The 14,072-nt window shown below is 41.1% G+C and carries 17 protein-coding genes; 8 read left to right on the forward strand and 9 right to left on the reverse strand.

Going from position 1 to position 14,072, the window contains the following annotated elements; genetic code table 11:
• Positions 1-69: 69 nt before the first annotated feature.
• The 6 genes from lptB to CWC30_RS10630 are packed head-to-tail and all read right to left on the reverse strand — an operon-like array spanning position 70 to position 4,367.
• Positions 70-795 carry an LPS export ABC transporter ATP-binding protein gene (gene lptB / locus CWC30_RS10605; protein WP_010390565.1) on the reverse strand — a complete coding sequence of 242 codons (726 nt, stop codon included), beginning with the start codon at positions 793-795 and terminating at the stop codon, positions 70-72.
• Entirely contained in the window at positions 792-1,331 is a 540-nt protein-coding gene (gene lptA, locus CWC30_RS10610) for a lipopolysaccharide transport periplasmic protein LptA (protein WP_010390566.1), read from the reverse strand. Before lptA ends, lptB begins: the two co-directional genes overlap by 4 nt.
• Positions 1,321-1,875 carry an LPS export ABC transporter periplasmic protein LptC gene (lptC, locus tag CWC30_RS10615; protein WP_138627053.1) on the reverse strand — a complete coding sequence of 185 codons (555 nt, stop codon included), beginning with the start codon at positions 1,873-1,875 and terminating at the stop codon, positions 1,321-1,323. Before lptC ends, lptA begins: the two co-directional genes overlap by 11 nt.
• Positions 1,872-2,423 carry a 3-deoxy-manno-octulosonate-8-phosphatase KdsC gene (gene kdsC, locus CWC30_RS10620; RefSeq protein ID WP_036981223.1) on the reverse strand — a complete coding sequence of 184 codons (552 nt, stop codon included), beginning with the start codon at positions 2,421-2,423 and terminating at the stop codon, positions 1,872-1,874. The genes lptC and kdsC overlap by 4 nt, the downstream gene beginning before the upstream one ends.
• Positions 2,424-3,395: a KpsF/GutQ family sugar-phosphate isomerase gene (locus CWC30_RS10625; protein WP_069438864.1), complete on the reverse strand. Its 972-nt coding sequence runs from the start codon at positions 3,393-3,395 to the stop codon at positions 2,424-2,426.
• A 3-nt stretch (positions 3,396-3,398) separates the two neighbouring features.
• Complete coding sequence (locus CWC30_RS10630) at positions 3,399-4,367, reverse strand: calcium/sodium antiporter (protein ID WP_033104260.1); 969 nt, start codon at positions 4,365-4,367, stop codon at positions 3,399-3,401.
• 266 nt (positions 4,368-4,633) lie between these two features.
• Here CWC30_RS10630 and CWC30_RS10635 point away from each other — a divergent pair, with 266 nt between their 5' ends.
• Genes CWC30_RS10635 through murA form a run of 7 tightly spaced genes read left to right on the forward strand, consistent with a single transcriptional unit; the run spans position 4,634 to position 9,300 of the window.
• Positions 4,634-5,449, forward strand: coding sequence for an ATP-binding cassette domain-containing protein (locus tag CWC30_RS10635; RefSeq protein WP_013463988.1), 816 nt, complete (start codon positions 4,634-4,636; stop codon positions 5,447-5,449).
• Positions 5,449-6,228, forward strand: a complete 780-nt coding sequence (mlaE, locus tag CWC30_RS10640; protein WP_013463989.1) for a lipid asymmetry maintenance ABC transporter permease subunit MlaE — start codon at positions 5,449-5,451, stop codon at positions 6,226-6,228. The genes CWC30_RS10635 and mlaE overlap by 1 nt, the downstream gene beginning before the upstream one ends.
• A 14-nt stretch (positions 6,229-6,242) precedes the next feature.
• Complete coding sequence (gene mlaD / locus CWC30_RS10645; protein ID WP_069438865.1) at positions 6,243-6,791, forward strand: outer membrane lipid asymmetry maintenance protein MlaD; 549 nt, start codon at positions 6,243-6,245, stop codon at positions 6,789-6,791.
• A 5-nt stretch (positions 6,792-6,796) separates the two neighbouring features.
• Complete coding sequence (locus tag CWC30_RS10650; protein WP_069438866.1) at positions 6,797-7,477, forward strand: MlaC/ttg2D family ABC transporter substrate-binding protein; 681 nt, start codon at positions 6,797-6,799, stop codon at positions 7,475-7,477.
• Positions 7,470-7,763, forward strand: coding sequence for an STAS domain-containing protein (locus CWC30_RS10655; protein WP_008465119.1), 294 nt, complete (start codon positions 7,470-7,472; stop codon positions 7,761-7,763). Before CWC30_RS10650 ends, CWC30_RS10655 begins: the two co-directional genes overlap by 8 nt.
• Positions 7,764-7,768: 5 nt before the next feature.
• Positions 7,769-8,026 (forward strand): BolA family protein, encoded by a 258-nt coding sequence (locus CWC30_RS10660; RefSeq protein ID WP_007378312.1) that lies wholly within the window; start codon positions 7,769-7,771, stop codon positions 8,024-8,026.
• Between the two features lie 14 nt (positions 8,027-8,040).
• The gene (gene murA, locus CWC30_RS10665; protein WP_008465122.1) at positions 8,041-9,300 is read left to right on the forward strand and encodes a UDP-N-acetylglucosamine 1-carboxyvinyltransferase; all 1,260 of its coding nucleotides are present in this window, start codon (positions 8,041-8,043) and stop codon (positions 9,298-9,300) included.
• 274 nt (positions 9,301-9,574) lie between these two features.
• On the opposite strand, the gene CWC30_RS10670 is transcribed toward murA, so the two are convergent.
• From CWC30_RS10670 to CWC30_RS10680, 3 genes are all read right to left on the reverse strand, one after another.
• On the reverse strand, positions 9,575-10,657 hold the full coding sequence (locus CWC30_RS10670) for a trypsin-like peptidase domain-containing protein (RefSeq protein WP_013463993.1): 1,083 nt from the start codon (positions 10,655-10,657) through the stop codon (positions 9,575-9,577).
• Between the two features lie 87 nt (positions 10,658-10,744).
• Positions 10,745-12,097, reverse strand: coding sequence for a Do family serine endopeptidase (locus CWC30_RS10675; RefSeq protein ID WP_008465125.1), 1,353 nt, complete (start codon positions 12,095-12,097; stop codon positions 10,745-10,747).
• A gap of 131 nt (positions 12,098-12,228) precedes the next feature.
• The gene (locus CWC30_RS10680; RefSeq protein WP_036981235.1) at positions 12,229-12,663 is read right to left on the reverse strand and encodes a Z-ring associated ZapG family protein; all 435 of its coding nucleotides are present in this window, start codon (positions 12,661-12,663) and stop codon (positions 12,229-12,231) included.
• A gap of 132 nt (positions 12,664-12,795) precedes the next feature.
• Here CWC30_RS10680 and zapE point away from each other — a divergent pair, with 132 nt between their 5' ends.
• Positions 12,796-13,884 carry a cell division protein ZapE gene (gene zapE / locus CWC30_RS10685; RefSeq protein WP_138627054.1) on the forward strand — a complete coding sequence of 363 codons (1,089 nt, stop codon included), beginning with the start codon at positions 12,796-12,798 and terminating at the stop codon, positions 13,882-13,884.
• Positions 13,885-14,072: the final 188 nt, after the last annotated feature.

Genomic DNA, 14,072 nt, shown 5'->3' on the forward strand with positions numbered 1-14,072 from the left:
TTATCTCTAACAATCCTTTTAAATTAGTATGATTAATCTTAGCAGATGCTTAGTGGAATAACACACATATTAGAGCTTGAACTGCTCGCCCAAATAAACATCGCGTACTGTTTTATCGTTTAATACATATTCTGGAGTGCCTGATGCAATTAACTCCCCATGAGAAACTATGTAGGCTTTTTCACAAACATCAAGTGTTTCGCGGACGTTGTGATCTGTAATCAATACGCCAATTCCTCGGTTTTTAAGGTGCTCTATAATCTTTTTAATATCTAATACAGAGATAGGATCAACCCCTGCAAAGGGTTCGTCTAGTAGTATAAATTTAGGATTTGCTGCTAATGCTCGCGCAATTTCAACACGGCGACGCTCACCACCTGACAGAGCCATACCTTGGCTGTCACGAATATGCTGAATACTAAATTCATCAAGTAAATTATTTAAGGTATCTTCACGTTGTTGCTTATTGAGCCCTTTACGTGTTTCTAATATAGCCATTAAGTTTTGATAAACCGTCAGCTTTCTAAAAATAGATGATTCTTGTGGTAAATATCCTATCCCTAGGCGAGCTCGACTGTGCATTGGTAATAAAGTGATATCTTGATCATCGATTGATATTTTACCTTTATCGCTCGGTACAAGGCCTACAATCATGTAAAAGGTCGTGGTTTTACCTGCGCCATTGGGGCCAAGTAAGCCGACAATGCTGCCTGCTTCAACTTCTAGACCAACGTTTTTCACCACTTCACGGCCTTTATAGCTTTTCGCTAATAGCTCTGCTTTTAATGTGCTCATGGTTGGCCTTTATCGTCTTCTTTTTTGTTTTCAACAGGCACTAAAATAGTGTGTACACGGTCTGTTGAGTTTTCGTCTTTTTCTGCGCTAATTAACTGCTGCTCTATATCGTAGGTGATACTTTTAGCAGTTATTTTTTGACCTGCTTGAGCAATACTGGCATCGCCGATTAAGGTTAAAAAACGTTGCGAAACATCGTAACGTACTTCATTCGCACTGGCACTCATGATGGTGCCATCTGCTTGTGTTTCTTCAAAATATGCAGGGCTGCCTGTGGCAATTAATAATTGCTTGTTATCGCCTAAGTCATCGCGTTTATGCACTTCTAAACGGTCAGCTGTGATACGGCGATTACCATGAATAATTTCAACATTTTTCTCAAAAATGCCCACGTTTTCTTTTAATTGACCTTCCTGCCTGTCAGCACTAATTGAGATTTGATTAGCCGCAGGAGCTTCAGTGGTTTCCTCTGCATGGCTATGAAATGCAATCAGTAATGAAGGAACAATTAGAATTTTAAATAGGTTATTGGTCATAATATAGGGTTCGCGTATGGTTAATAAGTTTAATCACTTCGGTTTTTAAATCGGCCTCAAGGCCTTTGCCTGTGATTTTTAAATTAGGTCCTGTAATAACGACAGGCTGCTCTGACTGCATAGTGAGTAGTTTTATATCTACATTGATGCTATCGGCTGTGATCGTATCGATCATGGCGTTATCGGCTAAATTTAGCGCTTTTACATTGCCCTCTAATACGAGTTGACGATCGTCGTAGAGGGTGGCCTCATCAGCGTTAATACGCCATGTTTGCTGCTCGTTGTATAACGTAAATATAGGTTTTTCAAAAAAGGTAAAACCAAGTTGTTGGTATAACTCCATTTTTACCGCAGTTACTTTGTGGCTTATTTTACCTTGTTCATCATAAGCCGTTTGTTTTAGCTCAATAGCGGTATAATCAGGCTTAGCAATAACTTGTGTTTCTTCGCTTGCAGTAATATCAACCTTAGTAAAATAAGGATACCAGAGCCAAACCATACAGCTTATGAATAAAACGCTCAGTATAATGCGCGCTACATTCATGAACTCGTTCCTTGGCTAGTTAGTGGCTTGCTATTTTCGAGCATAAGTAAGTCTGTCAGCTCTCTTACCGCACCAAAACCGCCGGGTAGTTGGGTTACATAATGTGATAAACGTTTAATAAGTGGATGAGCATCGTTTACGGCAACCGCAAAACCGACTTGCTCCATTACTGGCATGTCTGGACCATCATCACCTATATAAGCAATTTGATCATCGCTAAGCGCTAATTTTTGTTTTAATTCTTGATAGGCTATAAGTTTGTCTTCTTGGCCTTGATATATATGTTGTACGGTTAAACTGCTCATACGTTGCTGCACTATATGAGAATGGCGCCCGGTGATCACAGCGACTTCAAAACCGCTGTTAATCAGGGCTTTGATACCAAATCCGTCTTTGGTGTTAAATGCTTTGAGTTCTTCACCTTGGTTTCCAAGGTAAATACGCCCATCAGAAAATACACCATCAATATCACAAATTAATAGCTTTACTTTTTTTGCGCGCGCCTTCGCATCATCACTTAACGGTTGATAGAGATCTTCAAATTGCATTTATAGCACCCCCGCTTTAAGTAAGTCTTGCATATTTAGTGCGCCAATCGGTTGATTATGCTCATTAATTACAATTAAGCCATTAATACGTTTTTGTTCCATAATATTTAACGCTTCAGCCGCGAGCATGTCTTGGGTGGCTGTAGTACACGACTTGGTCATTACAACATTAATTTCAGTGCTATGAATGTCAATACGTTGCTCTAAAATACGGCGTAAATCGCCATCGGTAAACAGGCCTGATAATTGCTGGTCACTATCAACAATAGCGGTCATGCCGAGTCCTTTGGCCGACATTTCAATTAAGGCATCTTTAATCGTTTGCGTCTCGTTAATGATAGGCGTATCAGCACCACTGTGCATAACATCTTTAAGAGTTAAGAGTAATCGCTTGCCTAAGCTACCACCAGGGTGCGATAGTGCAAAATCATCAGCAGTAAAGCCACGTGCTTCTAATAATGCCACCGCCATGGCATCACCCATAGCGAGTGTGGCAGTGGTACTTGCAGTAGGTGCTAAGCCCAATGAGCAGGCTTCTTGTTCAACTTTAATACACACATGCACATTTGCCAATGTTGCCATGGTTGAGCCTTGGTTGCCTGTCATGGCAATCATTTTGGCACCAATGCGCTTTAATACCGGAATAATATTAAGTACTTCGCTGGTTTCACCAGAGTTTGAAATGAGGATAACCACATCATTTGCTGTGATCATTCCTAAATCACCATGGCTTGCTTCACCTGGGTGAACAAAAAATGCGGGGCTGCCGGTACTGGCAAGAGTGGCGGCTATTTTGTTACCAATATGACCTGATTTACCCATGCCAATAACAATAATACGACCTGGGCAGTCATACATTAATTGACAGGCTTGGTTAAAGCTTTCATTAACGTATTGTGTAATATCGCTGAGTGCTTGGCGTTCAATCTCTAGAACACGTAACCCTTGTTGAATAAAGTTTAGCGTTGCCATGGGCTATCCTACTTGACTAAAAATATAACCTTGGTAAATCATAAATGCGACGATGAGCAAGCCACCTTCTATTCTATTGATACGTCTTTGACCTCTAAAGTTCAATGACATAGCAATTAGCGCCAAGGTTGCGCCAATCATAATAATAACATCACGGTTAGCTACCGAAGCATCGATAACCGATGGATTAATTAATCCTGCCAGCGGTAATACCGCTAAAATATTAAAAATATTCGAACCAACTATGTTACCCAGCGCTAAGTCATCTTCATTTTTAAGTACACCTGCAATTGAAGCTGCAAGTTCAGGTAAGCTGGTGCCTATAGCAATAATGGTCAAACCAATCACTAAGTCACTTAAGCCAAAATATTTTGCGATATCAACGGCTGAGCCAACTAAAAAGTGTGAACTAACCGGCAGTAAAATCATACCCACTACCAGCCAAAAAACAGCTTTTTTGGTTGGTACGTTGTCAGGTACTTCGTCACAGGCTTCGCTCACAAACGGATCGTCTTGGTTTTTAGCTCGCAGTGAGACAAAAATAAGTCCGCCAATAAAAACAACAAAGCCAAATAATAAGGCTGCACCTTCAAAAAATGAAAAATAGTTATCTGAAAAAATATACCAAGTTGCAATGGAGACCAGCAGTACCAGTGGAATTTCACGTTTTAACGTACTTGAAGATACTGATAAGGGTCTTAAAAGGGCAGTAATACCTAAAACTAATAAGATGTTAGTGATGTTTGAACCAACTGCATTACCCACAGCAGTATCGGTTTTATTTGCCAAAGCTGCTGAAGCCGATACCATCATTTCAGGCGCTGAAGAGCCCATAGCTACCACGGTTAAACCTACAATTAGCGTTGGCACGCCAAAGTTTTTAGCCAGTGCTGCTGCACCATAAACAAACCTGTCTGCACTCCATACGAGAGCCGCAAAACCAAGAATTAAAATGACAAACGAGGTAACCATTATGATAAGCCAATTAATGTAAATTCAGATAGTGCGAATAGTAACAAAAGCCACCATAAAAGTATAAATAAAAGAATAAGGTGTAATACATTAGGCGGTTATTTTAAGTATTCTTTGGCGCTTTTTATATGCAATTTTAAGCCAAAGTTAAGGCTGCTTGAATCAACCTTATAACTCTTTTTGCGACACTATTACAAAATCTTACGAATTGTTTTTTCCATATTGGTTAAAAAACCCTTAAAATAGAAATATGAGAGAGTATTGTTATGGAGAGCGACTTGTCGCAATCAATAGTAGAAGTCAAGGATGTTACCTTTTCTAGAGGCGATAGGGTCATATATAAAAATATGAGCTTTGACGTACCTGAGGGTAAAATTACTGCCATTATGGGGCCAAGCGGAATTGGCAAAACCACGATGCTACGCCTAATAGGTGGCCAGCTTAAACCAGACTCCGGTGATATTTTATTTAAAAACGACAGCATTGTCGCTATGTCGCGCAAAGAACTCTACGCGGCACGTAAACGCATGAGTATGTTATTTCAAAGCGGTGCCTTATTTACTGATATGTCGGTGTTCGATAACATTGCATTCCCCATTCGAGAGCACACGCAGCTCAGTGAAGATTTAATCCGTTTAGTGGTATTAATGAAACTACAAGCTGTTGGCTTACGTGGTGCTAAAGATTTAATGCCTTCAGAGTTATCTGGCGGTATGGCACGTCGTGCAGCTTTGGCTCGCTCTATAGCGCTTGATCCTGAACTTATTATGTATGATGAGCCTTTTGCAGGACAAGACCCTATTTCAATGGGGGTTTTAGTTAAGCTGATCAAATCTTTAAACGAAGTGCTTGGCTTATCTTCTTTAATTGTCACGCACGATGTGACAGAAGTAATGAGTATTGCCGACCACGTTATTATTATTGCTGATCAAGGCGTTATAGGCAGTGGCACACCAGAGCAGATGCGAGAACACGAATCACCACTTGTTCAACAGTTTTTAAAAGGGTTATCAGATGGTCCAGTGCCATTTCATTATCCAGCACAAACCTATGCAGATGAACTGTTAGGAGAGCAGCAGTAATGTTGGATTTACTACAAAAAATAGGCCATAAAACGCTGGGCCGTTTTGCTGCACTGGGGCGTTCAACCCAAATGCTGGCAAGTGCGTTATGGCATGTACCCAATTTTAAAAAAGGCACGCCCTTACTCGTGCGCCAATTATATATGGTTGGCTCACAGTCATTATTGATCATTGTTGTATCAGGATTGTTTATCGGCATGGTATTGGCTCTGCAAGGCTATACTGTTTTAGTTGATTATGGCGCTGAAGACAGCCTAGGGCCTCTAGTGGCACTTAGTTTATTACGTGAGCTTGGACCGGTAGTAACCGCGTTATTATTTGCCGGTAGGGCAGGCAGTGCGTTAACCGCTGAAATTGGCTTAATGAAAGCCACCGAACAGTTATCGTCGCTTGAGATGATGGCCATTGACCCGCTTAGACGAATTATAGCGCCGCGGTTTTGGGCTGGTTTGATCAGTATGCCAATGTTGGCACTTATTTTTTCTGCTGTAGCTATTATTGGTGCTCATTTAGTGGGGGTTGATTGGCTAGGCGTTGATACGGGAAGTTTCTGGTCAATTATGCAATCTCAGGTGTCGTTTGAAAAAGACATACTAAACGGTTTAATTAAAAGTATCGTATTTGCGATTGTTGTTACCTGGATTGCGCTTTACAAAGGGTATGACTGTGTTCCCACATCAGAGGGGATCAGCAAGGCAACAACAGAGACAGTGGTGCACTCATCACTAGCGGTATTAGGTTTTGACTTTATTTTGACAGCGGTAATGTTTACCAGCTAATAGGGTATTAAATAATGAATTCACGGAAATTAGAAATTTTAGTTGGTTTTTTTGTAGCATTGGGCATTTTAGCATTTTCAATGTTGGCGCTCAAAGTGGCTAATTCGGGTATTAGCGGCTCAGGTGAAACCTACACATTGAACGCCAAGTTTGAAAATATAGGATCATTAAAAACACGTGCACCCATTAAGGTGGGCGGCGTTGTTATTGGTCGTGTAGAGTCAATTTATGTGCATCCTCAAGAGTTTTTACCAGTAGTAAATATGAGCATTGATGCGCAGTATTTGTGTCGTTTTTCAGACACTAGTTCCATCTCTATCTTAACCTCGGGTATTTTAGGTGAACAATATTTAGGGATTCACCCCGTTATCGCATCAGATTCAGCTAAACAGCGATGCTTAGGCGAAGATGTAGCGAACAGCGAACAAGATCAAGCCATTGACGATTTATTTGGTGTTCAAAGTAAAGCATTAGCTAACGGCGATTCTATTACAGATACCAAGTCAGCATTGGTACTAGAAGAATTAATAGGCCAGTTTTTATTCAACCAAGGTAGTGAGTAATTATTATGTTGAAAACATTTTTAGCAAGTATCGCATTAGTAACTGTCACGCTAGTACAAAGTGTACATGCCGGTGAGGTGAAATTGGCTGATCCTAATAAAATGGTACGTCAGGTTGCTGATAATACCTTTGAACGTATTACCAAAGACCAGCCGTTAATAACCGCTAATAAAGAGCATTTACGGGTCATCGTTGAAGAAGAACTGATGCCTTACATTGACTACAAATATGCTGCACTGAGAGTGTTAGGTAGCGAAGTATCTAAGGTACGCGCCATTACCGACAAAGCAGAAAAAGCAAAAGCAATTGAAGATATTCAGCGTTTTATTGGCGCGTTTAGAGAGTACCTTGTTGCCACTTATGCTGGCGTTTTTACCCAGTATACTAATCAACAAGTTGAATTTGCTGCCGAGCAGCCTTTTAAAGGCAAAGATGTGGTGGTGATAAAAACCAAAATTGTAGAAGCCGGTAAGCCTGATATTAAAATTGATTTTAAAGTACGTGAAGATAGAAGTGGCGAATGGCGCGCTTACGATATGATTGCTGAAGGCATTAGCTTACTTGATGCAAAACAAAGTGAGTTTCAGGGCATTTTACGCCAACAAGGTATTGACCACGTTAGCGACCTGTTAGAGCAAAAAAGTAAGTTACCGGTTCAGTTTAGAGGCAGTGACACAAATGACTAAATTGGCAATCAGCCAAGTCGATGAGCAGCATTTACGAGTCAGTGGTGAATTGACTCATAATTCAATTGGCAATGAACGGCTTCTGAATACCAAGCGACAAACTGAGCATAAAACCCTTTATTTTGACCTAAGTGAGGTGACAAGGGTTGACACAGCCGGCTTAGCTTGGTTAATTCACTCTTTTACAGAATTTAAGCAGCAAGGCATTCGCCTTGAATTGCAAAACCCACCTGAACAACTGCAAAACCTTATGCAGTTAGGCCAGGTTACAACCCTATTTGAGTGAGAGTTATGGAAACGAGTCAAGTCGAAACATTATTACGCGACGAACTTCAGTTAGCTGAAGTACATGTAAAAGCCAATGGCAGTCATTATGAAGTAATCGCTGTCGGTGAATGCTTTGACGGATTAAGTCGTGTTAAAAAGCAACAGCTAGTATATGGGCCATTAATGAACACTATTTCAGACGGTACCATTCATGCTGTTTCTATCCGCGCTTTTACTCCGACAGAGTGGAAACGTGAGCAAAAATTCATTTTACCGCAATAAATAAGGCCCCTTAAATGGATCAATTTGTAATTCAAGGTGGCACTTCACTGGCTGGTGAAGTAACTATTTCTGGCGCTAAAAACGCAGCTCTTCCGATTCTATTCGCAGCTTTATTAGCTGATGGTAAAAGTACTTTTACTAACGTACCACATCTTCGCGATATCATCACGACCGAAGCCTTACTGAAAACGTTAGGCGCTGATGTTCAGTGGCAGGGCGATTCACTCATTATTGATGGTGCAACGGTAAATAGCACGTTAGCGCCTTATGACCTAGTAAAGCAAATGCGTGCGTCAGTGCTTGCACTTGGCCCTTTAGTCGCTCGATTTGGTGAGGCACAAGTATCCTTACCTGGTGGCTGTGCTATTGGTGCGCGCCCGGTTGATATTCATATTCAAGGCTTAGAGCGTATGGGCGCTCAAATAACCGTTGAAAACGGTTATATTAATGCCAAAGTAGATGGTCGCTTAAAAGGCGCTGAAGTTTTCATGGAAATGATCAGCGTAGGTGCTACTGAAAACTTACTGATGGCGGCAACGCTCGCCGAGGGTAAAACAGTACTGGAAAATGCTGCCCGCGAGCCAGAAATTATCGATTTAGCCAATTGCTTAATTGCTATGGGGGCTAAAATCAGTGGTGCGGGCTCAAGCCGTATTGAGATTGAAGGGGTTGAGCGTTTATCAGGTTGTGAACACCGCATATTACCGGATCGTATTGAAACAGGTACTTTTTTAGTGGCTGCAGCGATGGCTGGCGGAGAAGTACTATGTAAAATGACCGACTTTCACTCACTTGAGCCTGTAATAGAAAAACTACGTGCAACCAATGCGTTATTAGAAGTGCACGATGACAGTATTTATCTAGACATGCGAGGCCGAGAGCTTAAAGCGGTGAATATTAAAACTATGCCTCATCCTGGTTTTCCAACCGATATGCAAGCGCAGTTTACCGCATTAAATGTGGTGGCTAATGGTAGTGCGACTATTACCGAAACTATTTTTGAAAATCGTTTTATGCATGTGCCTGAGCTACAACGTATGGGCGCTAATATTCGCTTAGAAGGCAATACGGCCTTTTGTGGTGAAACAAAAAGCTTATCGGGTGCGCAAGTAATGGCAACTGACCTTCGTGCATCAGCGAGTCTTATTCTAACGGGGATTGTGGCTCAAGGCGAAACGGTTGTTGATCGTATTTATCATGTAGATAGAGGCTATCAGCGTATTGAAGATAAACTCAGTGCGCTAGGTGCTAACATCAAACGCAAAAGCAATTAGTTATACTAATACGTAACCTGAACTCTGGATAATAAATCTATCTCAAGCAGCTATTTTCAGCGCTAACTGCGTTGAATTTACTTGCAATAGGCTAGCTATTGACGCGTAATTTCGCCTTGTTTTCACTGGAAATCTCTGGCTAGAGAAAAATAAACATAAATATCATTTTTGATTCAATACGTTAGTAAATCTCTTAACCAGAGTTCAGGTGACATAAAAACGCGATGATATGTCGCGTTTTTTTATGTCTAATGCCAAAGTATAAATAAGCGCTTTATAGCTTGGTTTCAAGCTCTGCTACTTTCACCATTATTTTTTGTATTTCACCGTTACGGTAAAGCTCAAATTCAATTTCTTTCCCCGGTTCGGTACTGCCTATTTTTTTCAATACATTTTGTGGATTAGCCACTGAAAGCCCAGCAATTTTAATCACAATATCTTGCTCTTCTATACCCGCCTGCCATGCAGGACCTAAAGGGTCTAGGTTGGTAATACGCATGCCTGCAACAGGCGTTAAGCTATCATTGACCTCTTTGCCTGTACTGTCTACAGCTGTGCCTTCAAAGCCCAAATAGCCGCGTACAACACGACCATGGCGTATAAGCTTACCCATTACCTCTTTTGCCAAGGTGTAAGGCACCGCAAAAAAGATCCCTTGTATATTTAAGTTTTCACGGGTTTTAAACTGGGCAGAGGTGATCCCTACTAAATCGCCATTAGAATTTACCAGTGCACCACCAGAGTTACCTACGTTAATAGCAGCGTCCATTTGCAGTAAGTTATTGTAAGGACTGTCGGTAATTTTTTGTTTACCGGTGGCGCTAATGATCCCCTGAGTAATGGTTTGCCCTAAGTTAAGTGGGTTTCCGATGGCTAACACCAAATCGCCTACACTCGAACTGTAGTTATCATTAACAGGGATAACTGGCAGGTGATTGGCATTTATTTTTAATAATGCTAAGTCGGTAATAGTATCAAATCCAATGAGTTGCACATCAAAAAAACGTCTGCCGTCAGTAAGAATAACCAGTATTTGATCGGCATTATTGATCACATGGTAATTAGTCAAAATATAACCGTCAGGTGACATGATCACCCCAGAACCAAGCTCTTGCACCGTATTTTGGCGTTTATAGCGTGGCTCTTTAGAAATGCTTTCTGAAAAAATGGTGACAACCGATGGCGCTGCGCGCTTAACTGCATCAGAAAAGCTCAAATGACTTGCAGTCATTGCACTAGGTAGCGGCACATTAGGTAGCAATGCAGTGCGCATGTTAGGGCTAAAAAAAACCACTAAAAAAGCAATGCCTAAACCGGCAAATAGAGGAGGAAGTACAAATTTTAGAAGTTTTAGCACGGTATTCTTATTGTTAGTGAGCAATCCCTTTATGATGGCACAAAAAAAATAACAGCGGCAAGTGCCGCTGTTACTTTTATTGTATTATTACTGAATTAATACAAAAATAGACTCACGTCCGCGTTTCACACCTAACACAATATTACCTTGAATATCTTCGATAATTTTGTTCATGTCGCGAATGCTTTCTACTCGTTGACGGTTTACTTGCACAATAACATCGCCTTCTTCAAGGCCTACTCGTGCTGATGGCGAACGAGGGTCGACAGAGGTCACCTCAATCCCTTTCATTTTGTTCTTCTTCACGTTTTCCAGTGTTGCACCTTGGAATGCTGGGTGTAACTCTTCGCCCGCAGCGGTAATGCCTGATGCACCATCTAGGGTTACTTCCACATTTTTAACTTTACCGTCACGGTAAATCCCCAATTGTACTTCGCGGCCTTCACCTAAGGTGGCAATTTTACTGCGTAGTTCATGGAAGCCACTAATTTCGCTACCATTAATACTAATAATCACATCGCCTGCCTTAATACCGGCTTTGCTGGCTGCGGTGTCATCCATTACCTGCATAACATAAGCCCCCTGTTTAACATCAAGCTGCTGTGCTTTAGCAAGACCTGCATCAAGAGGGCGGCCTGAAATACCTAACGAACCACGGCGTACTTCACCATGCTCTACAATTTGATCAACTAGGTTTTTCATCATATTTGACGGAATAGCAAAGCCAATCCCCACATTTCCGCCTGATGCACCTAAAATAGCGGTATTAATACCAATCAGCTCACCGTTTAAATTAACTAAAGCCCCACCTGAGTTACCTTGGTTTATCGCGGCATCGGTTTGAATGAAATCTTCGTAACCCTCAATATTTAAGCCACTGCGGCCTAATGCGCTAACAATACCTGAGGTAACCGTGTGGCTTAAACCAAAAGGGTTACCAATTGCGACGGCAAAATCACCGACACGTAAGTCATCTGAGTTAGCTAGCTTTACTGCGGTTAATTCATCTGCGTCTATTTGTAGTAGCGCAATATCAGACTCTTTATCGCTACCAATTTTTGTTGCTTCATATTCGCGGCCATCCTCAAGAGTGACCACCATTTTTTCAGCGTCTTGCACGACATGATTGTTAGTAACCACATAACCTTTGTCAGCATCAATAATAACTCCAGAGCCTAAACCACTAAACTGGCGCTTTTGGCTACGTGGCTGCGGGTTGCCAAAAAAGAAATCGAGTGGGTCACCGCGTCGGCGAACCTCTTTAGAGCCTGAAACCTGAATACTCACTACACCTGGGGTAATTTGCTCAAGCATAGGGGCAAGTGTTGGTAATTGTTGACCATTAACGGCAACCGGCAACTTAGCAAACGAGGCGGTTGGACTTAGTAATAAGCTAGTAGATAAAATAGCAGCACTGATAAGTGATAATTTCATTTTCATAGTCAGGGTTTACTCCACTTAAAAAGCAAAAGGCTGCAATAAGCAGCCTCAAAAAAGTATCAAAGCTGTATACCTAGCTCACACATGGTTAGGTATATTACTTAAAGACTATGGGGTCAAAAAAAAGTTCATCAAGATGCTTTAGAAGTATTCATATCACCTGCAAATAAACCTGACTTACCCGACACATAATCCGCTGGTTGGGCATCGGCGTTTGAGCGGTCAGAACTACGTTCTTTTAATGACGCTTGTAACTGTTCTGTGGTTTCTTTTGAGAAAAACGGTTCAGCAGGGGCTTTATTTCTGTCCTCAAGTAACAGTTGATTAGTTTCTTCAACATGACTTAATAACTGGTCGTAGTTTTCTTTCATTTTGTTTACTAACTTACCAGTGTTCGCTAAATGGTCGGCAACATCTTGACGATACTGCTCAAGCGAATGCTTAGCTTGCTCTACTTGTTGCTCTAACTCATCTTGTTTAAATTGTTTTTTAGTGACAAAGGCACCAACGAAAAATGCAGCAATAGCAACCACTATCACTAAACCTACCCATGTAAATGTACCCATAAATTCACCTCTATGCGAAAATAACTAAAAAATTTAGTTCAATAATAATTCATACTAAGTCTAATATACCCTGAGTATTGATGCGTGTTAATATGCTTTACAAATTAAACTGTGTTTTAACTGTAAATAGATATGACTCCTTGGCAAACATACCAGCAAGACCTTCAACGCGATGACTTTGTACATGACGCAGCACAAGAAAATGCAGTTCGTCATTTACAGCGTTTATACGACGATTTAACACAAGCAAAACCACAATCTAAAGGTTTTTTTGCAAAGCTTTTTAATAAAGCAGAGCCAGCTCCTATTAAAGGTTTATACTTTTGGGGTGGCGTAGGCCGTGGTAAAACTTACCTTGTTGATACTTTTTACGAAGCGTTACCGGGTGATAGAAAAATGCGGGTGCATTTTCACCGTTTTATGCACCGAGTACACGATGAACTTAAAAAGTTAAATAACACTGCCAACCCTTTAGAAACAGTTGCCGATATTTTCAAAGCAGAAACAGACATAATTTGCTTTGATGAATTTTTTGTTCAAGACATTACCGATGCCATGTTGCTCGGTGGTTTAATGGAAGCGCTATTTGCTCGCGGCATTGTGTTAGTTGCAACCTCTAATATTATACCTGATGATTTATACCGCAATGGCTTACAACGCGCTCGTTTTTTACCGGCTATTGCCTTAGTGAATAAGCACACTGAAATAGTTAATGTAGATTCAGGCGTTGATTACCGATTACGTACACTGGAACAAGCAGAAATTTTTCACAGCCCGCTTGATGAACAAGCCGATAAAAACCTATTCGAATATTTTGACAAGCTCTCGCCAGAAGTCGGTAAACTAGATACCCCAATTGAAATCGAAGGGCGGATGATCAAAACCCGCAAGGTGTCTGACTGCATCGTTATGTTTGAATTTAGCGAACTGTGTGAAACTGCCCGTAGCCAAGTGGATTACATGGAAATAAGCCGATTATATAACACGGTGATTTTATCTAATGTAAAACAGTTAGGGCAAAATAATGATGACGCAGCAAGGCGCTTTATTGCGTTGGTAGATGAATTTTATGAGCGTAATGTAACGTTAATTATCTCTGCAGAAAAACCCATTACCGAGCTCTATACACAAGGCAATTTAAACTTTGAATTTAAACGCTGTGTTAGTCGCCTGCAAGAAATGCAATCGTTAGAGTATTTAGCCCGAGAGCATTTAGCTTAAAGTACGAAGGTTAGCGGGCGACGGGCTACGAGTCGAGATTTCGTAGCAGCGAGTTTACCTCGCGTAAATTTGGTCATTTCTCGAACCTCGAACCCAGAGGCTTTATGCCGCACACATGTAGCAGCGGATTTATTCCGCGTCTTTTTTAAAGGTCAAAGCGAAAGATAAAGAGTAACGGGCAACGGGTC

Source organism: Pseudoalteromonas sp. S4741 (assembly GCF_005886135.1).
Classification (GTDB): Bacteria; Pseudomonadota; Gammaproteobacteria; order Enterobacterales; family Alteromonadaceae; genus Pseudoalteromonas; species Pseudoalteromonas tetraodonis.